This is a genomic window from Stygiolobus azoricus, assembly GCF_009729035.1.
Taxonomy (GTDB): Archaea; Thermoproteota; Thermoprotei_A; order Sulfolobales; family Sulfolobaceae; genus Stygiolobus; species Stygiolobus azoricus.
Genome location: NZ_CP045483.1, coordinates 963,057 through 983,118, shown reverse-complemented (window position 1 = coordinate 983,118; position 20,062 = coordinate 963,057). Strand labels below are relative to the sequence as shown.

19 protein-coding genes are annotated in these 20,062 nt (G+C 37.7%); 7 read left to right on the top strand and 12 right to left on the bottom strand.

What is annotated here, in order from left to right; all coding sequences use genetic code 11:
- From D1868_RS05670 to D1868_RS05655, 4 genes are all read right to left on the bottom strand, one after another.
- Entirely contained in the window at positions 1-768 is a 768-nt protein-coding gene (locus tag D1868_RS05670; protein WP_156006393.1) for a peptide ABC transporter permease, read from the bottom strand.
- Positions 765-1,997, bottom strand: coding sequence for an ABC transporter permease subunit (locus D1868_RS05665; RefSeq protein ID WP_156006391.1), 1,233 nt, complete (start codon positions 1,995-1,997; stop codon positions 765-767). Before D1868_RS05665 ends, D1868_RS05670 begins: the two co-directional genes overlap by 4 nt.
- 91 nt (positions 1,998-2,088) lie before the next feature.
- On the bottom strand, positions 2,089-2,916 hold the full coding sequence (locus tag D1868_RS05660) for a winged helix-turn-helix transcriptional regulator (RefSeq protein ID WP_156006389.1): 828 nt from the start codon (positions 2,914-2,916) through the stop codon (positions 2,089-2,091).
- A 105-nt stretch (positions 2,917-3,021) separates the two neighbouring features.
- Positions 3,022-4,353 (bottom strand): DEAD/DEAH box helicase family protein, encoded by a 1,332-nt coding sequence (locus D1868_RS05655; RefSeq protein WP_156006387.1) that lies wholly within the window; start codon positions 4,351-4,353, stop codon positions 3,022-3,024.
- Between the two features lie 32 nt (positions 4,354-4,385).
- Here D1868_RS05655 and bax1 point away from each other — a divergent pair, with 32 nt between their 5' ends.
- Positions 4,386-5,831 carry an endonuclease Bax1 gene (gene bax1, locus D1868_RS05650; protein WP_156006385.1) on the top strand — a complete coding sequence of 482 codons (1,446 nt, stop codon included), beginning with the start codon at positions 4,386-4,388 and terminating at the stop codon, positions 5,829-5,831.
- Entirely contained in the window at positions 5,809-6,177 is a 369-nt protein-coding gene (locus D1868_RS05645) for a hypothetical protein (protein ID WP_156006383.1), read from the top strand. The genes bax1 and D1868_RS05645 overlap by 23 nt, the downstream gene beginning before the upstream one ends.
- Here the strand turns inward: D1868_RS05645 and D1868_RS05640 are convergent.
- The 4 genes from D1868_RS05640 to D1868_RS05625 are packed head-to-tail and all read right to left on the bottom strand — an operon-like array spanning position 6,170 to position 8,707.
- On the bottom strand, positions 6,170-6,697 hold the full coding sequence (locus tag D1868_RS05640) for a DUF1955 domain-containing protein (protein WP_156006381.1): 528 nt from the start codon (positions 6,695-6,697) through the stop codon (positions 6,170-6,172). The genes D1868_RS05645 and D1868_RS05640 overlap by 8 nt on opposite strands.
- 6 nt (positions 6,698-6,703) lie before the next feature.
- Positions 6,704-7,828, bottom strand: coding sequence for an FAD-dependent oxidoreductase (locus tag D1868_RS05635; RefSeq protein ID WP_156006379.1), 1,125 nt, complete (start codon positions 7,826-7,828; stop codon positions 6,704-6,706).
- Positions 7,819-8,499 (bottom strand): hypothetical protein, encoded by a 681-nt coding sequence (locus D1868_RS05630; protein ID WP_156006377.1) that lies wholly within the window; start codon positions 8,497-8,499, stop codon positions 7,819-7,821. The genes D1868_RS05635 and D1868_RS05630 overlap by 10 nt, the downstream gene beginning before the upstream one ends.
- A gap of 1 nt (position 8,500) precedes the next feature.
- The gene (locus D1868_RS05625) at positions 8,501-8,707 is read right to left on the bottom strand and encodes a MoaD/ThiS family protein (protein ID WP_156006375.1); all 207 of its coding nucleotides are present in this window, start codon (positions 8,705-8,707) and stop codon (positions 8,501-8,503) included.
- 38 nt (positions 8,708-8,745) lie between these two features.
- Between D1868_RS05625 and D1868_RS05620 the strand changes: the two genes are divergently transcribed.
- The gene (locus D1868_RS05620) at positions 8,746-9,339 is read left to right on the top strand and encodes a class I SAM-dependent methyltransferase (protein WP_156006373.1); all 594 of its coding nucleotides are present in this window, start codon (positions 8,746-8,748) and stop codon (positions 9,337-9,339) included.
- Positions 9,340-9,652: 313 nt separating this feature from the next.
- Here the strand turns inward: D1868_RS05620 and D1868_RS05615 are convergent, their stop codons facing one another.
- Positions 9,653-10,219 carry a ferritin family protein gene (locus D1868_RS05615; protein WP_231112481.1) on the bottom strand — a complete coding sequence of 189 codons (567 nt, stop codon included), beginning with the start codon at positions 10,217-10,219 and terminating at the stop codon, positions 9,653-9,655.
- A 371-nt stretch (positions 10,220-10,590) separates the two neighbouring features.
- Complete coding sequence (locus D1868_RS05610) at positions 10,591-12,963, bottom strand: hypothetical protein (RefSeq protein WP_156006371.1); 2,373 nt, start codon at positions 12,961-12,963, stop codon at positions 10,591-10,593.
- Positions 12,964-13,034: 71 nt separating this feature from the next.
- On the opposite strand from D1868_RS05610, the gene D1868_RS05605 reads away from it, so the two are divergent.
- The 3 genes from D1868_RS05605 to D1868_RS05595 all read left to right on the top strand — a co-directional run bounded on the left by D1868_RS05605 (position 13,035) and on the right by D1868_RS05595 (position 16,879).
- Positions 13,035-13,514, top strand: a complete 480-nt coding sequence (locus D1868_RS05605; protein WP_156006369.1) for a DUF2299 domain-containing protein — start codon at positions 13,035-13,037, stop codon at positions 13,512-13,514.
- Complete coding sequence (gene pyk, locus D1868_RS05600) at positions 13,474-14,838, top strand: pyruvate kinase (protein WP_231112480.1); 1,365 nt, start codon at positions 13,474-13,476, stop codon at positions 14,836-14,838. The genes D1868_RS05605 and pyk overlap by 41 nt, the downstream gene beginning before the upstream one ends.
- A 61-nt stretch (positions 14,839-14,899) precedes the next feature.
- Positions 14,900-16,879, top strand: coding sequence for an acetate--CoA ligase family protein (locus D1868_RS05595; RefSeq protein WP_156006367.1), 1,980 nt, complete (start codon positions 14,900-14,902; stop codon positions 16,877-16,879).
- Positions 16,880-16,925: 46 nt separating this feature from the next.
- Here D1868_RS05595 and D1868_RS05590 read toward each other — a convergent pair whose 3' ends face one another.
- Positions 16,926-17,333 (bottom strand): hypothetical protein, encoded by a 408-nt coding sequence (locus tag D1868_RS05590; RefSeq protein ID WP_156006365.1) that lies wholly within the window; start codon positions 17,331-17,333, stop codon positions 16,926-16,928.
- A gap of 366 nt (positions 17,334-17,699) precedes the next feature.
- On the opposite strand from D1868_RS05590, the gene D1868_RS05585 reads away from it, so the two are divergent.
- Entirely contained in the window at positions 17,700-18,737 is a 1,038-nt protein-coding gene (locus D1868_RS05585) for a VIT1/CCC1 transporter family protein (RefSeq protein ID WP_156006363.1), read from the top strand.
- Here D1868_RS05585 and D1868_RS05580 read toward each other — a convergent pair.
- Positions 18,717-19,892, bottom strand: coding sequence for a M20 family metallopeptidase (locus D1868_RS05580; RefSeq protein ID WP_156006361.1), 1,176 nt, complete (start codon positions 19,890-19,892; stop codon positions 18,717-18,719). The two genes, D1868_RS05585 and D1868_RS05580, sit on opposite strands and share 21 nt — an antisense overlap.
- Between the last annotated feature and the right edge of the window lie 170 nt (positions 19,893-20,062).

Sequence of the window (20,062 nt, the reverse complement as noted above, 5' to 3'; positions counted from 1 at the left end):
TCATAACCTCCTTATCTCGTCTGCAAGAATAAGTAACAGAACAAGAACTATTCCCCTAAAAACAGCAGGAACTAAGAACAGCCACCAATCATAAAGTAAATGAGAAGCTATATTCAGTAAAGTAGTTAAAGTAGGGTAATTAGGATCTCCAACTCCACCTATTACACCCATTCCAGTATATGTAGCAATTCCATCAATGCAACTCGGCACTAAGAGGTTTAACCCTTGTCTTTTGACACTTCTAAACACCAACTTGATGTCTACTTTACCTAAAATCCTTCTAGTGGATTTACCTACTGAGGAAGTGTAAACTAACTCTGTTATCTGCCTTGCATATATGTTCCAACCCGTGAGCATTACAATTAATACTGTTAAGAAGAAGTTAGCCTTCAACGAGTTACCAGTAGGTACACCGTAAAATAGAGCTATGGAAAGAAGTAAGGGTAACCTAGGTAAAGAATTCAGAGCGTCTATAAATCTCACCATGACACTCCTCACTACTCCTCCATAAACTCCGGCCATAATACCGTAAGCCAATGCTAAAGTTACCTCTCCAACCCCTACTAGCCCTCCGAACATTAGCGTGTCAACTATTGCTATAGCATTTAGATTGATCATGTTACTACCATCTATGTAAGTCCCTAAGGGATACTGATAGGAGGGTGGCTGTAAAGGTTCTTCCTTAGGAAGCTTATAAACGTCAAAAAATACACTTATACTCACAATTATAAGAAATATTGTAAAAACAATGACAAATCTCCTCCTCATCTAGTCACCCTCGGATCTAACACACCGTAAACTAAATCAGTAACCAAATTGGAAAGGACTGCTAAGGTTGAATATGTTAGCATCGAGCCCTCAACTACCTTATAGTCTCCATTAAAAACAGCATATTTTAACAGTAGTCCGAAACCAGGCCATTGGAAAATGCCTTCTACCAACATCTCCGCAAGTAACATCTCAACAAATGCTGATGAAATAGAAGAAAGCATAACTACAGTGGCATTTCCCAATACGTGTCTGTATATGACGATCTTTCTATCAAGTCCCTTTATGGAAAATGGCGTTGTAGGGATTGTAGTTAGCATTCTATTAACGAAAATGCCTATAAAGGGGAAGAACAGTGAGATTACTGGCATTACTAAATAAGGCAGTATATCATTTTTAGGCGTTCCATAGGGAAGAAGGCCAGTGAAAAAGTGAAGGAGGTAAACTATAATCATAGCAAATACCCAAGAAGCTAAGGCAGAGCCTATGTATTTCCACATGTCCATAATCTTACTTATTAATGGACTTTGTAACCCGTAAATTACCAAGAAAGCGCTAAGGTATACCGTTAGAGAGAAGGATATACCTAGCAATAGCGTGGTATATGACAGCGTAGTCAATATGAGGCTGGTGATACTTACCTTAAAGTAAGATGAAACTCCTGCATTAAACTCAAGGAACCCTAATAAGGCGTAATAAAGATTTCTACCGTGTAAGTACTCAAGGATTATTATTACTACGAAGGCCAGTATTAACGAGACTAATGAGCTACTTAAACGTTTCAGAGCATATCTAGTTAATGAACCGCCTACAGCATAACCCTTTACAAGATCTTCTCCCAAAATTCTCTCTTGAAAGAAGAGAGTAGTACCCTTAAAACCGATTAGTGTACCAGTAAGGATTAAAAACATGCTTATCGGCGAAAGAAAAGCGTAGGGTTGAACATATCCCTTCACAACGTATGTATAATATGAAGTTGCTGGCAAAGTGTAATTACACACATTTTGAAGGTTTACGAACTTACCATCGTAAAATACTGTAGCACTAGGATAACCTTTTACTAGAACAGCCCAGTAATACTCTTGCCAATCATTTGGAGGAATTGCAACGTTTCCGTAGCCGAAATTATATATTTCCACATATTTTTGCTGTATAGAAATTACAGAAATTAATATACCGAGTAATAGTAGTGAAATTGATAAGAGTAGTAATAGTAAGCTTAATTTCAACTGTGTTCAGGAGATGAGAAGCGATTTCTCCTTATAAGGTTATTTTAAATAATGTTATAAAAACGCAATAACTGTTAATTGTCGAAAATGATCATTTAACCGAAGTTATAGCCCTATTCTCTATATCCTCAAGTTCCTTTAGTACTACGTCATTATTTATATCATAGTCTGTAGCGACCATTACTTCAGCTTCGTTATCTATTTCCCTAACTTTCTTCACATAACCGTCTGCAACCTTTATGTTCTCTGTGGCACAAACGGTAAGTCCTCTTTCTCCTTCCACAAATGATAAGAACTTACAGCTATCCAACATAGTCAGTTTCGTGACTATCTTAGAGAACACAGCAAATACTACAATATCAGCCCTTGACAAATCGACTATAGGTATCACCTTTATAGCGTTTTTACTTATTAACGCATTTATCCTCCTCTGAATTGTCTTTGTAGGTATATTTATTACCTTCGCTAGTTCACTAGGTTCAGCCCTTGGGTTCCTTAACAACTCCTTAACTATCTCTATATCTACTCCAGAGGGCTTAGCAGGTGTTTGAACAGGAATATAAGTCATCTTTGGTTCTCCTAATTCCTTAGCCATTGTAGATATCTTATCTGTTAGGTCATTGTAAGAATCTCCTTGTATTCTGTAAACGTTAAGTTCCTCTAAGCACTTTACTTTCACGTTTATAAATGGTGCGTTAAAGTCCTTTTCGTTCTTGAAAGAGACGAACGCGTAATACTTATTATAAAAATTGGGATTGACGGTAAGCTTAAATGACCTTATAACTCCATCTTCAATTAACTTGTTAAACCTATAATTAAGTGAAGTAGCAGAGAGATTAACATCTTCAGCAATCTTCCTCTGTGAAATCCTACCGTCCTTGAATAATGAAATAATAATCTTTTTATCTATTCCATCCATTAATTGCCTAATCTGAGACCTTATTTATATACTTTTATCTAAATCTATCTAATACAAAAATTTCTAACTAACTAGTGACACCACGACCTCAGAGCCGTATTAGTATTACGAGATATAACTCCTCCTCTTACTTAGCTTGTAGTCTGCTGTACCCTTAGTTATTATCTCTATAAGGAGAGCATTCTTGTCCTTTCCTCTCAATAATCTGCCGAGCCTCTGTAAGTACTGTCTCTTAGTACCGTAACCGCCCAATACTATGCCTATGTTAGCGTCAGGAACGTCTACTCCTTCATCAAACACAGTAGATGCAACTATCACTCTGTAAACTCCCTTCCTGAACTTTTCCAAAATTTCCTTCCTTTCGTCCTTACTGGTCTTATAAGTCACAACGGGAATTAAAAATAACTTACTAAGGTCATAGGCTAATTGTGTGTCCCTCGTGAATATGATTATTTTTTCGTCCTTGAACTCCTTCAAAAGCTCCTTTAATTTGTCTACCTTAGCTTTTGAGTTTACCGCAATCTTTAAGGATTCATGCCAAGCTAAAAGGGCTTCTCTAGCCTCCTTATCTTTCGAGGCTAATCTCACAAGTCTGTTAAAGTCATCTAAGCTACGTAAAGTCAGGTTTCTTTTCTCGAGAAATTTCTTTAGATTAGACCTTAATTCTTTATACTTTCTCTCTTCCTCTTCAGTCATTTTAACATAAACCTTCTTTATGTCGAAACTGGCTATGTATTTTCCTGCAAAGTCCTCTACCCCTTTTCGATAGACTATAGGTCCTACCAAATCCGGATACATTATATGCTTTCCGTCCTCCCTTTCAGGAGTCGCTGTCAAGCCCATCCTGTGCGGTGCTGCATACATTTTAGCCATGAGAGAGTAACCTTCGGAAGGAAGATGATGAACCTCATCGAAAATTACGAAAAAGAACTTGTTACCTAACTCTTCAGCCCTTGTATAAGCTGAGTCATAAGTTATTACCGTGATGCCAGAGACCTTGTCCACTCCTCCTCCTATTTCCCCTACATCTGCCTTCAATATCTCCCTTATGGAATTTGCCCACTGATGCATTAGATCAATTGTCGGCACTACCACCAGTGTGCTCTCCCTTAAGGAAGCGATAGCCTTTAAAGCGACAATAGTTTTCCCAGCTCCAGTAGGAAGTACTATTACCCCCCTCTTTCCTCGTAATATCCAAGACCTCAGGGCCTCGAACTGGTAGTCCCTAAGTTTTATCTCGTCAACGATCGACGGAAAAGGAGGAGTATTATCAAATACATAGTCTTGTATATCCACACCCTCACTTCTGAAATACTTTTTTACTTCGGCATATTTATAGGCATAAGTTATGTATGCCTTTAGCTCATCGGACCACTTAGCCCCTGGAGCATATACGTCTAATACGAGTAGACCTTTAAAGTATCTGAGCGTTACCAAACTGTTTTAAATTTCTACATTTAATATTAAATGTGTTACCTTGGTCGTTAGCGAGATTTAAGCTCGCAAAGAATAAAGTAGTACCTTTGTTCTGTGAAGAGCCTGAGATAGTCGAAGAGATCCTCTCTAAGTTTAAGGTCGGGTTAACTTTAGGAGAGATAAAAGAAGAACTAAAATATTTAGAGAAAATTTATAATTATAAACTCATAAGGGGTATATTCAAAGTCATAGTGAAATACACTAAATTTGAGGAGGATTCTCCTATAGATCCTTTAATTATAAGAAGAAAATTATACGAGTACGGACCGGTAATAGAAAATGAAGAAAGAGAAAAAGTCATAGAAAAAATAAGCAAAGAATTAGGAATAGACCCTATAAAGTACATGTTCTCCGATCTCGAAGATGAAAAGAAAATTATGGAATTACCGCCCCTGACGCCACAAGATGTGATTAAAGCTTATAACCTATCCCTATTGCAAACTCTACTGTTTAAAGCTTACAAGCTCTCTGTTTATGTATCGTCTAACTGGAAGGAAATAGTGAGGAGAGCAAAATTATTAGGGTTAATGTATTTCGCGTATAAACCCTTAAGGCTTGAGTTCATCGGACCTGCTACCTTATTAAAAATGAATGAAAAATACGGACGGAATTTCGCCATTCTATTACCTTATATCGTCTCTGCAGGCCACTGGAGGATAGAGGCTGATATCGTATTGGGAAAAAAGAAGAAGAGGATATATAAGCTAGAGATAGAAGATTATAGGAACATTCTAAAGGAAACTGTAGATGAAAAAGTCTTCGACAGTTCAGTTGAAGAGAGGTTTTATTATGAGTTTAACTCCTTGTCATCAGGCTGGAAATTGCTAAGGGAACCAGAACCGATAGTGGTTGGAGATAAGATATTCATCCCCGATTTCCTTGTCGAGAAGGGGAACCTGAAAGTCTATATAGAGATAGTAGGCTTTTGGACTGACGAGTACATCAGGGAAAAAGTAAGGAAACTTAAGGAGGTAAAGGAACCGATCTTAATACTTTTAAACGAGGAACTGAGCTTAGGAGATTATGATGGAGACAACGTAATCAAATTTAAGAAAAAAGTAGACGTAATGAAAGTTTATAAGTGGCTTAAAGACCTTGAGGCAAAGAGCTTAGAGAACGTGAAAATTGAATACTCCCTTAATAAGGATGTGGTAAGTATTAAGGAGATAGCGGAGAAACTTAAAGTCCCAAACAACTTGATCAGAAAGAACCTCAGGCAGTTCCCAGGCTATGTGTTCCTCAAGAACTATTACATAAAGGAGGAACTGTTGGAGAAGTTACGTAAGGTAGATTTTAATGGAGAGAGTCTATCTTCTTTGAGGTCAAAATATGGTGAGTACATCATAGAAGTATTAGAATATTTAGGCTACAAAATAGTGTGGAAGAATATAACTGATGCTGTAGTGGTTCGACAAAATGGTGGAACTGAAAAACGATGAAAGAATTTTTCGTTTTGTAATGAAATTTATTGAATTAAGAGAGAAATTAGGAGATAATTTAATTAAAGTTACTCTCGAAGAGAACAAAAACGAGATAGTAGTGTATGTTAGAGACAAAGTAGATTTTACTATAGACAGTGTTAAGTTTAAGTCCATCAAAGAGGAACTGAAAGAAAAGTTAACGCAAATAAATGGAGTTAGGAAAGTTATATTTGAAGAAAACAAGGTGAAAGTTTTCGTTGATAAGATCTATCCTGAACTTTTCGAAACTGTGAGCGTAACTGTTTACGAAATAGGAAAAGAGTTCGGGGAAGAGATCGAATGGGAAATAGAGGAGATTACATAACAGATCTTGGCGGAGGAACCATGGCGTTGGAGCATGCCTCCTTTATTCCTTTCTTACATGCCTCTTGTAACAGTAACACTGCATCTCTCTCATCTCCTGCTTTCCTTAATGCCTCAGCCAATTTGTATAAGATCTCTCCATTTACATCGGGATTTACCTTAAATATCTCCTTAGTTATGTCCTCCAGTCTGTCCCTTTTTCCTTGAGCCACTAGAGAGTTCAGTGCTAAATCTACGTGAGTGTTATAGATGTTTTGTATTATACCACACATTACCACGTTTTTAAGATTCTGACACTTTGAAATATCAAAACTCGAACCTATCTTGTCAAGAATCGTGAATAAGTATTTACAATCTACACTCTCAATTACATTGCATATAAACCAATTATATTCCTCTTTCTGCGGTGAGAGTTTCAGAACATCTTGAACTATCTTAACGCCTTCATCAACATATCCGTTGATGAAGAACTTCTTCGCGTCCATTAGACGTTTAATTAGGTCCGACTTAACAATAGCCATAATGTATTATCTTGAGTCCACTCTTAAATTTCTTCCACTAATATACCGTGAGAGATAACCGTAAGAACTCACTCTCCCTAAGACCATGTCAGAAGTCATCTTTCCCATAGCTGGGGCGAAACTCCATCCTAACCTACACGCTCCAGTACTGAACACTAAGCTGTCATATTGTCCTATTATAGGAAATCCATCAGGAGAACAAGGTCTGTAACCCATGGTCAAGTCATAAACATAATTTATGTCAACGACTTTCGAAGCCATGCTAAGGAAGAACTCAGCCCTACTAGAATCATCAGAGAAGTCAGCGTCAAACCCTCCAGTTATTTTTATATTATCTGTGTTTTTAGCAACTGCAACTCCGTATTCTGCTAAGACAAACGGGTAATTTACACCTATATTTATATTACCTTTAACTCTATAACCGTAACCCTTAAATGCCATAACAGGTAGACCGAACTTTCTTAAGGAAATGCCTGAAGCTAGGACCACTCTGTCGTATTTTTCTCCACCGTCTATTACACCGTTAGAAGTCACCCTTCCTACCTCTTTAATTATAACTTTAGCCTTAGCTATCTCTCTCGTTATTCTGTCAATGAACTTAAACGTATCGACCTTGGATAGTTCAGGGAAGTAGACCCCGCCAGCGAAATTCTTGACGTCTATCACCTCGAATTTAGGTTTGAAGGGACTTTGTTTCTCCTCTTCTATAGCTTTTTCCAATGCGTTCTTATCGTAATATAACTCTAGAAGTCCGCTTTCTTCATAGTCGAAGTCGTTCTTCTCTTCTGCAAGGTTCTTATATTCCCTTAAGGAAAACGAAGCCATAGACCTCATTATTTCCCATGCTTCCGAAGGAGCCGGTCTCTCTAATTCAGCAAGAAGCGCAAATAACCAAGATGTATTTACAGACTTTATATCGGTCACTCCAAGTTTCTTGTATTTTAACATCTTTCTTATCATAGCTACACTATTGATTTTGTCGAACCTGTAAGGCTCAATTAGACCTGCAGCGTGAACAGAACCATTTCCAAGAAAAGCTTTTTCATAAATTGTTACGTTTGCTCCTTCCTTCAATAAGTAATAAGCTGTGAATAAACCTACGATCCCTCCTCCTATTACGGCTACTTCCAACTCTCAAGACCCTTTAAGATCTTTTCTGCTCTCTTCTTTATATTACTTTCTTGAGAAGTAAGATCTTTTAAGTATTGAATCTGAGATACTATATCTTCTTTTGTGATAAAACCTAGTTCAAGTAAACGCGGTACAGCATCCCACGCATAAATTCTCACACCCGCTTTCCTATGCCTTAAAAAGTCTATGAATCTCTCCTTGTCCTTACTCTGGAATATGCCTTCCTCCACCAACCTAACGAACAGTCTCCAGGCTTTTTTCCTTATTGTCATCCACCTACTCCTCAATAACCTCCAATAGGAATAACGTACTTGAATCACTTGGTCTTTGGTAACTAAACCCAAGGAGATCATATCGAGAACTTTTGACCAAGCACTCCACTTTATTCTGTCCGAATTAGCTGTCAGACCCCTCTCTACCCCTTTCACAAGAAGCTTTTTATATACATCCAAGTTATTCCATGCGTCTTCTCTTACTCCTTGCAACGAGTTCCACAACAGTGAGCGCAAATAACCTAAATACCCTTTGAGTTCGTTACCGTTACCTGTATCAATGATAAGCCTTATCATTTCCCAAGCTTTTTCCCTCTCGTCCTTGTTAGGGCTTTTTAGTTTGTCCAACCAGACCTTCTTTTCCCTTAAAACCTCCCTTATGTTAATGTTTTGCTCCACTTTAACCACCTGAAGCAGCCAAGAATACCTTGACCTCGTCTCCGTCGTTCAGCCTTTCGTCTTCTATCAAAGGATCGTCACCCCTAACGACTACACTCCCTTGAACTCTGTACCCAATTTTCTTGAGTAAATCCCTAACGGTAGCTTTTTCAGGAAGCTCTACTTCGAGCCTCTTATTTTCCCTTATTAGATTCACTATAATCTTCACAAGATATTTAATTATTCAACCGAGCTGAAAAATCTTATGTGAACGAGAAAGAAAAGACAAGGGAGGCCTACGAATACATTGTACACAGAAGAAAGCCTTTAGAGTACTTGAAACTATTAGGAAAGAAAAAAACAGTCGTGGACGTAGGATGCGGCTCTGGACAAAACTGTCTTGCGACAAATGCAGATTTCAAAGTTTGTTTAGACTTTTCAGAAAGACAACTAATGGAGGCAAAGAAGAGAGGGTGCGAGAACCTCGTTTTAGCTGACATGGAATTCGTGCCTTTTAGAGATGGGTCAGTAGATGCGCTACTTTATATAGCCTCTTTACACCACTTGAGCGATCCCAATAAAGCAGTAACAGAGGCAGTAAGGGTACTTAAAGAAGGGGGTGACATCTTAGTTACTGTTTGGTTAATACAGCCTAAGTTCTTCTTTAGGAGACACGTCGTTATCAGGAGCTCGATAAATGGTAAAATAGTTGAGAGGTACTATAAGCTTTATTACCCGTGGGAGCTGAAAAAACTCATGGAAAAATTCGGTTTCATTACATTATTCTCGAAAAACTATAGAGCAAATTCAATTTTTCCAAACAATTCTATTTACTTAGGGAAGAAATGTGCTCGATCCTAGCCCTCTTCAGATCCTCCATCAGAGCTATCAGTTCATCAATATTGTACCGTTTGTTCCTACACTTTCATTCACTCATTTTATGTTCACGATCAAGTGTAGGGACTTAGCCCTCAACCTTGTGGACACATAGTCCACAAGGGTCATGGGACTCATTCGAGCCCAACGGCACGGGGCTCACATCTCCACTTATCTCTCTAACCCTTGGGGCATTGCCCCCATCGGGTTGATAAAACTCCTTAGTCCTCATCATCCTCTTCAAGAAATTAGTTGATAAATAAACATAAAAAAGATTTCTATTGTTATGAAAAAGGATTCAGCCCATTGGCTCTATCTTCTCTTTACCTTCCTTTACTATTCTCACTGCTAACGGAAAGAGTTCCTCAATACGCTTTATAGCATACTCTTTATTCTCTATGAGCGAAAACCCGAAGTTTACGTGCCTTGCCTCATCTTCTATGATAGTTCTTATACCTTCATTGAATTTATTAAGACCGTAATTCTTGGAGGTCTCGTTAAGGATCTTCAGACCTACAGTAGCTAAAACTCCTTCAGTGATCATGTGAAACCTAGTTGCTACGTTGTCCTTCCAATTAGCGGTCTTAAAATCTTGAATTAAACCGTCAAACAACTCTACATACGATGGAGGAAGCTTAACATCCTTAAGTGGTTCTTCCTTGAAGTACTCCTTGAAAAAGTCGAAGTGTTCCAACTCTTCTATTACCTGCTGTAATGAGTAGAGTTTTATCATCTTGGCAGCATTAAATGATAGTTTCTTTAACTCGCTCCATCTACTCATCATCCCTTCCGGGTAGAAATGAGCTGAAAGATACCTTATGCCTTCTCTAATCTCAACCGGCGCACTCCTCCAGTTAGAGTCCATACCAAAAATGAATAAGATAAATTTAATTAATCTTTTATTCAAAATATTTAACAAAAGTTTATACTCTAGCTAGAAAACATTTAAAACGTCGTTTAATGATTATTGTTAAAGTGAGTGAGTTTCACGTACCGCGTATTGTGATACTGTCAGTACACTTCGCAATACTTCTCCTTATTTCACTAGTATTTTTAGAATTTCTATCGAAAATATTTACTCACAACTTTCAAATAGTTAGGGGCTTTTTCTCTGCTCTGCTCAGTATAATGATATGTTCGCTTTTCGTAACATTACTTGGTGATATAGGGCTCATCCTATCGGCTTTACCGTTGATTATTGTTTATAGGGCTATTTACTCGGTCAAATGGGAGGTCTCATTTGTTTTTTCTGCTCTCTACATATCTTTTTATTTTCTCTATTTTGAGTACGCGATAGAGCTTATTCCTGAGATTCTCGTGTGATACAATCACGACGTAAACAAAACCTATAATAAAACCGGCTATAGTCGCGTATTCCCCGTAAATAAAATAGTCCTTGTAAGCGAATGAGCCTACAATAATATACTTTCCGGGCTTTAGCTCGTAAGTCTGTGTAATATTAGCACTAGCTCCGTTAATGGTAAAGTTAAGTTGTGGATCTGGGTTAAATGTTATGTTGAAGCTAACTTCAGAGGTTATCTGGATCATTAAGTTTCCGTCAGTAAAGTTATCTTTTTGGATAAATACGGGCGTACTTGGTTTAGGAGGAATTAAGAGTAAGTTTAGCTTTTCATTTGAGGAGTTAACGTAGAAGATACTCACGTTATAGACTTGATGAGGCTGTGGATTATAACAAATGAGGTCTATAGCATATACTGTAGTATTAAGGGGAATAATTGTAGTGTTATGATAAATCTTATATCCATTATTAGTTAGAACTGATATGTAGAAGTATTCTAAATTCGTTATATTAATGACAATTAGCAGATTACCCACTAGGCGTTGAGGGAGGTTTAAAGTTAGAGCCACTTCACTCTCCTTACCTCCTTGCTCTACTATCCATTCAAAAGACCCGTTATATCTGACAACGTGAGAATTTAATAGTGGACTCACGTTGAGACTAATGTATTGGCTGTAAGCTTTTTGAGACAGAACCACCACTAACGGATAACCTACAAAGTTGGTATTGTTCGTGACGATGTCATTTTCTACTATGTAACTTGCATAAGCCGTGATATTCGTGACTGGCAGAGGAGACAGTAATTTATAAGATGAATTCCAGTAGACTAGACCGAAGGGTAAACCTTCTAACTGCTTAACGACAGATTTCGCTGAAGAGGGAATGTTTAAAAAGGGTTGAGTAGCGTTTGCATAAGCCGATATTAAGAAAATTGAAATAAAGAATACTGGCATTAAACTATTAAGTTCTGTGGAAAGGAGAGCTGCAAATAAGGTTAAAATCACAAAGGGGTAAATGAGATAGAAGTAAGGTAAACCAAACAAGATATATGCTAAACTGAGTAACACGCTAATACCAGCTACTTTGTTTCTCGTTACAAACGCCACACCCAAACCCACGATGAATAGTGCGTAATATATTGCTATGGGCTTGAAAATAGTGTAAAACGACAATGATGAAGACGGGTAACCTAGCAAGAAATATGGAATAATCCAGAACAGAGACGCTGTAAAGGCTACCGCTATATATTCCTTTCTGACTTTCTCATTAGTTACACTCGCAAAAGCGAAGTTAAAGGGGTAAGCTATACTTGAAGAGATCAATGAAATAGTGAAAAAGATTACATAATTACGTAAACTCAATATCCTTGCTAGATAAAGTGCAAAAGGCAAGAGTGAGTATGTCACGGACAAAGGTATGGAAGTAATAGGAGTTAACATTGCATATAGAATCGAGGAAATAAGTAGTACCCTTCTGGGCTTGTTGAAACTGGAAAAAAACAGATAGGAAGAAAGGGACGAGACGTAATAAATTAGGGAAATGAACAAGTGAGAGGCCACGTAATCACTTGTTTTATACACAAGAAAGTGAGCTATGTAATATATCGGGAACATCTCAATTAGAGGAAAATATTGTAGACCCGGGAGCCAGACGTTTATGATCCCATAATTGAAAAAGAAGGACTTCGGAGACCACCAGTAATACGTTTCAGGTAAGGGTAACAGCCATGAAATGAGGGGAATTACTAGTAGGGTCAACGGAACCACTAATTTACTCGGAATCTTTGACCTAGCCCCCTCTACTATTATTCCTATAGTACCAAACAACAAATCAAAGTAAGCTACGTCACCTAGGGTTACGGTCAGAGCAGACTTATAGGCAGCAATCACTATCATGATAAGCCCTGAGGCGATTATAGCTCTCATGTCCAGCTTACTAAGCTTAAAGGCTATAACCAGTGTAACGAAGGAGAGAAAAAGTACTATGTCAGAGAAATTGAGGACGAACAAGTTGAAGGCTAGGACTAGGAGAACTTGAGCGAAATCTCTATAATAATATGAAGATATTGCTGATAAACCTATTATTACTAAGGTAAACTCTGGATAGGAATAAATTGAGATGAAAGGGAGTGCTAAACCTATTGTTAAAAGGTTGAACTTTGGCTCCCCGAAAAGTGTGTTTATCGAGATTCCGGACAGAAAAATAGCAAGAAAGTAATATAGACTTAATTCTTGGTGAAAGGATACTAAGATGACGGCAGCTGAAAATTGTACTAGAAGTCCAAGTACGATCTTGTTATTTACTTCCACACGTGTTATTAACTAAAAAGGATTAAAAGATTAAGCGAAAGTGCTATAATTTAGGTTTCCAAATACATGTGATGAACGACAAAGAATTAGAAGCTTTAATAAAAGAGCTAGGCCTTTCTATAACTATTCCACCTCAAGCTAAAGAAGCTTATCACATAGTAACTGCACCTCCCCAAGGGTTTCCCTCAATAGATATTATCAGACCGAACGACTCATCGAAGTTTTATCTCATCTCAATGGGTATACTAATTCACCCTAATCACAAAGCCGCTATCAATGAAATGAAAAAGGAAGATAAGAAGAAGTTCTTTCAGGAACTAACGGAAGACCTCCTTAAGATGGGTGTTGACTTTGCCTTTTTACCTCCGGGGACTGAAACGCCTGAGGTAATTCAAGTCTTAAGACTAGTCTTTATGGACTCCCTAACCCCTAACGAGTTCTTAAATGTATATTATACAGTAAGAAACGCCGGGATGTTAGTTATAGCTAAAATAAATTACAAATTCGGTAATGTCCAAGGAGAAAGTAAGGGATCTCTTAGGTATGTATAAAAGAAAAACAAAGATAATTGCGACTTTAGGTCCTGCTAGTGAAAAACTCATCGACGAGTTACTGAAATACGTAGACGTTATAAGGATAAACTTTGCCCATGGGGACGAGGATCAACATAAAAAATATTTTGACTTGGTGAATAATAGGGCTCCTATCCTAGTAGACCTGCCGGGACCCAAGCTGAGAATTGGTGTATTAGAGAAAGGACCTATCACATTAAAAAACGGCGATGTAGTGACATTCGGAGATAAAGGAATTCCGATAGAAGACCCCATTTTCTTTAAGCTGATAAAAGTAGGGACAGAAGTACTCATAGCTGATGGTGTAATAAGGGTAGAGATAACTGAAGTCAATGAAAACTCAGCTAAAGGCATAGTAAAAGAAGGAGGGTTATTAACTTCGAGAAAAGGGATCAATATTCCTGACGCCGATATTCCTTTAGGGATCACTCCAAGGGATCTTAAGCTTTTAAAAGAGGCATTAGATTTAGGTGCAAATTACATAGGCTTATCTTTCGTGGTAAGTGAGGACGATATCAGAAAAGTTAAGGAAATAGTAAAAGGAAAAGCGTGGGTCGTAGCTAAAATTGAGAAGAAAGCTGCTCTCAAGAACTTGAAAAATATCGTGAATGAAGCTGACGCAATAATGGTCGCCAGAGGCGATTTAGGTGTAGAAGTAGGTCTACCTAATCTTCCTCAAACACAAAGGAAAATAATTAACGTGTCAAGAAAGTACGGTAAGCCCGTAATTCTCGCCACACAAGTTCTCGAGTCAATGGTTAACTCGCCTTTACCTACAAGAGCAGAGACTATTGACGTAGCTAATTCAGTTTCACAAGGAGTTGATGCGATAATGCTAAGTGACGAGACCGCTATGGGTAAATACCCTCTAGAAGCGGTTAAGACTATAAACGATCTGATAATATCCGTCGAAAAAACTTTCAAACCTAAAAAGACTAAGCTATACAGGAACGTTGATGAGGCTGTTGCATATTCTGCAGTAATAGCCAGCGTACTTTCTTCCGCCTCAGTTATCATAACGTATACTAGGACTGGATCCTCAGCAATAAGAATATCACGATTAAGACCTGTTGTGCCTATAATAACCTTAACACCGTCTGAGGACTTAACTAAAATCCTGAAAATATGTTACGGTGTGTATCCCAAAAAAGTGGAGGAACTGAAAAGTTTAGACGACATTGTGAAGAGAGCTAAGGAAGAAGCGATTCAAATGGGTCAGAAGGGATTTATAGTTATAGTCGGAGGAGTGTACGGAGATAAAGGAGAAACTACTAGATTTTTAAAAGTAGAAGAGTTAGATTAATGATTTATCACCTAGAGGCCGAAGTAAAAATTTTTATACATAATCTCAAAAAGAGAAAGTTATGACATTAGATGCTCTGTTTAAACCCAAGAGTATAGCTGTTATAGGAGCTTCGAGGCACAAAGAAAAGGTAGGAAACGTTGTTTTCAGAAACTTACTCGCAATATATCACGGCAAATTATATCCAGTAAACACAAAGGCTGAGGACGTTGAAGGAGTAAAGGCTTTTAAAAGCGTAAAAGAGATCCCAGACCCGATAGATCTAGTAGTAATTACAGTCCCCCGAGAAGCAGTACCGACTGTAATGGAAGAAGCAGTAGAAAAACAAGTCAAGGCTGCTATAGTGATAACTGCAGGGTTTAAGGAGGTTGGAGAGGAAAAACTGGAGAACGAGGTTATCAGTATAGCCAGAAAAGGTAGTATTAGGGTATTAGGGCCTAATACCTTTGGAATTATTACTCCAGAGTTAAACGCCACTTTCGCCTACTCTGATGTCAAGAGAGGGAATATCGCACTAGTGGTTCAGAGCGGTGGGCTAGGTGTTTACATGTTAAATTGGGCTCAGAAAAACAGAATAGGCATAAGTTATATGGTGAGTTTAGGAAACCAGGCAGATATAAAGGAGTATGAGGTGTTGGAATACTTATCACATGACGCCGAAACTAAAGCAATATTCGTGTATTTAGAAGGAGTATCAGACGGAAACGCTTTCTTAGAGACCCTCCCTGAAGTAACTAAGAGAAAACCAGTAGTATTCCTGAAAGGAGGAACTACATCTAACGGTGCAGCAGCTGCTAAAACCCATACCGGCTCTTTGGCTGGATCATTTGAGGTTTTCAAAGCCGCCGTGAGGATTGGTGGAGGAATTTTAGTTGAAAACCTCCATGACCTATTAAACCTAGCCAAGCTACTAATGTACTCCGAACCTATAAGAGATCAAATATTAGTGATCACTAATTCAGGAGGACATGGCGTATTAACGTCTGACGAAATTGAAAAGAACGGATTGAAGTTAGTCGAAATACCATCATGGATGCAGGAGGAATTAAGGAAAGCCTTACCTCCTACCTCCATGCCTAAGAATCCTTTAGATTTAACCGGAGATGCTAACAGAGACAGATACTTATCTGCACTAAAAATTGTCTCTAACTTAGACTGCACTAAACTAGTAATAGTCCAAGCCTTACCAATGGTAAGTTGTTCCGACGTAGCCAGGGTTATTACATCTTTCAAGGGAAAGGGAATTATCGGAATAACCATGGGTCTCGATGAGGACTATGCACTTAAAATACTCGAGAGCGCTGGGATACCAGCTTATACTTTCCCAGAAGATGCTGTTAAGGCAATAAGGTATCTCGTTAAAAAACCCGAGCCTAGAAAGAAAATAAGAATAGCACAGCCCATTGAGGCTGCTGTTGAACTCACTAAAGGAAAAACCACTTTACGTGATTATGAAGCTTTAAAATTGATGGAAATTTACGGTATTAGAACACCTAAGTGGGGTATAGCAGAGAGCGAGGATGAAGCTCAGAGAATTGCAGACAACATAGGTTACCCAGTTGTTATGAAGATCTCTCCTGACCAGCCGATTCATAAAACGGAGTTGAAGGGAGTAGTTGTAAACGTTGAGAAGGATCAAGTTAAAGAAGTATATAAACAGTTGAGCAAACAGACAAAAAGAGTGCTAATTCAGGAGCAACTTTCAGGTTTAGAAATATTCGTGGGAGGACTGAAGGATCCAGTTTTTGGGCATGTTGTGCTCGTAGGAAGTGGAGGAATCTACGTCGACGTCCTGAAAAACGTGTCCTACGCACTATCCCCAGTGTATGAAGACGAGGCACAAGAATTGTTACAAGAGAGTAAGATTCATGACATGCTTCATGCAAGAAAAAGAGGTTATGATGAGGGATCACTAATAAGGACTGTAATTACTGTCTCGAGAATGATAGTAGACCTCGACATTAAAGAAATGGACATAAACCCATTATTCGTAAACGAAAGAGGGGCCTTTGCTACCGACGTTAGAATTGTACTAAGGTAATAAATCTTTCATAAAAATGAGGAAATAATAATATTTAAAAAAGAAATTAGCTTACGAAAATAAGCACATATGCTCCTTCTAAATCTTCTTTAACATCTTGATATATCGCTTGAGTCCCGTTAAGATAATGTTGAAATATTGAAGTAGTGTTAACATAGACAAGAGTACCTCCTTGTAATGTGTATAATTGTCCTAGAGGTATAACATAGATATTGTTAGTATACGTACCGTTAATAGTCTCTACCTGCAGAATTCCCAAGTGCAGATCTCCTAAGGGTATCTGATAAAACTTGTTAGCGTCACTAACATTTACGAGAAATATTGCCAAACCTAACTGAGGACTGTAATAGACATATTTATAAAGTTGACTAGGTATAATAGCTTGTAAACACGCTATCTGAACTCCAGTGGTTGCATTACTTATTATGATTTTTATAGAAGAATTATGAGCCACAAAATCTATTATATCTGTTACGTTGTTATTGAAATAGCTTGTAGCACCGACATACGTGGTGTTTACAACGTTAATAACAGTATAAAGGGGATAGACTGCTAGATATAAAGGTTGTGCAATGAGAAGAACTTCTGCATTTGTAGGAATTACTAAAATTGCTATTGCTAGGAAAATAAAGACAATATCAGCCTTTTCATTTATAAAAGGTATAACGTATAAGATTTATTAATTTTATTCCAAAAATTATTGTCTAATTTTTGTCATTTTTATTAGACTAATTAAGATAAAACTAACTGAATGTGAGTATCTTAATCGCTAAACACAAATTAGAAAAGCTTTTAATTTAGAATGATTCTAATTTACTTAATGGACTTTAACAAGCAGTATAAAGAGGAATTATTTGACTCAGAAGTTTACTTAGAGCTCGGCAAAAAAGAATCCGATCCAATAGTTAAAGCTTTTCTCTTCAGAATGGCAGAAATGGAGAAAAAGCATGCCTCAATCTGGAAGGAGATCAGTGAAAAAAGAGGAATTAGGATTGGAAAACTAGGAATTAAGGATAAGTTAATGATAAAACTTTACGGAATTATAAGAAAAGTTCTAGGATTGGAACTCACACTCAGACTATTGGAAAGTAACGAGGAAAACGACATAGAGAAATACAACGAATTGGCGAAAAGTGAGGAACTAGACGAGAATGAGAGAGAAAAAATGAGAGAAATAAGCATCGACGAAGCCGTTCACGAGGAAATGTTAACTACAATAAAAGCCAAGGATGTGAGCGACTTCGTTTATGGGATTAGTGATGGTCTAATTGAGGTATTGGCAGCTACATCAGGGATAGCAGGAGCAGTAAGTAACCCGTTAATTGTTGCATTATCTGGGCTCATTGTAGGAATTTCTGGTACATTCTCTATGAGCATAGGAGCTTATCTATCTACTAAATCCGAGAAAGAAATCAATGAGCATAAGAGGGAAAAAGTAAAGATACAGAAATTAGTAGACAGAGGAGAAGTCTCGAAAAAATTATCCCAGATCTTGTCAGAACTCGGAATTAAGGATAAAATAGCACAAAACATCTCTCCACAACTGGTAGATGTGGCTGAAGATATAATTGCACCAAAGATTGAGGAAAGTCCTCTGAAAAGTTCAGCAGTAACCGGACTCTCTTATATCGTAGGAGCAATAATACCTTTAATACCCTATTTTCTGAGACTTGGCGGGATGTTAGGACTGATTACCTCTTATGTTATATCCGGGATATCGATATTCTTTGTAGGATTTATGATAGGGTTACTCAGCGACGTAAATCCCAAGAAAAAAGGCTTAGAAATGATGGGGTTAGGTATAGGTGCTGCAATCGTAACGCATTTAATAGGGCTACTAGCTTCGCTGGTAATTTGAGATATCAAGAAGGAATGAACTTATTACTTCGTAGGTTTTTTCTAGCTCCTGAAATGTTACATATTCATCATAAGAGTGGGCTAAGTTAAGTTCCCCAGGACCATAAATTATGGTGGGAATTCCTTTATATCTGAAAAACCTCCCGTCAGTAGCCCCAGTCATGATGTATTTAATAGGGTTGACATTTAACTTCCTTATAATCACGTTTTCCAAAAGCTTGACATAAGTATTATCTGGTGAAGTATAATTTGGCTCAGAGATATTAAAAGGTTCAACCTTAACTCCTTCCGCTAGTTTCTCTACAAGAGCTATGGCATCATTTACAGTAATACCCGGAGGAATCCTCATGTCCACTTCAGCCTCAGCGTAATCTGGAACAACATTCACCTTAACACCACCCTTAATGACACCAGGGTTGAATGATATGGAGAGGTAATCTTTCTCAGTATTCTTATCAGCCTTAGCTCTTAACAGTTCCACAACTTCTTTAGGACTGCCTATATTGTAATCGGATATCTTCTGTAGAGACGTTAATGAACGAATAAGCTTCATAATAGCATTTTCACCTAGTGAGGGTAAACTTCCGTGAGCAGATTTACCTACACCGACTAATTTAACTTGAAGAAGTCCTTTTTCACCAAGGCAAATCGAATTTGAACCCGAGGGTTCACTGATCAGTACTAAGTCCGGTTTAAACATCTCAGCCAATTTCATAGACCCGTGAAACCCACCTGTCTCTTCGTCAGGAACGGCAGTGAAAACCAAATCGTATTCCAGTTTATCGGCCAAGTCAGAGAAAACCTTCATAAGTACGGCTAAACCACCTTTCATGTCAGTTGCCCCTCTACCATAGACTAAATTTTCTAATATTAAGCCAGAAAAAGGATTATTCTTCCACCTTTTTTCATCTCCCACCGGCACTACGTCGTAATGTCCGTTCAACATGACGTGATTTTTATCCCTCGGATTGCTTTGAGAAATTACTACTGGCCATCCTTTATCGAATTCTAAAATTGAAGCGGAAAACCCTTTCTGACTAAGATAGTCCTTAATAAACTCTGCGCCTTCTTTTAGGCTATTTCCAGGCGGATTAAGTGTTGGTATTTTAATTAACTTTGATGTTAGGTCTACCACTTCTTCAACTTTACTGTTCATATTGAGATTTTTGGTGTTTTATAATCATAAATAATTGTTCTAAATAGTATTCATAAAATCAACGTAATCGATAATTATTAATTAGATAAATGTTCACTACGTATGAATAAACGTCAAATACAAGATATTAATTAAGGAGAAAATGTACAGTAATTAATAATGTGAAATAT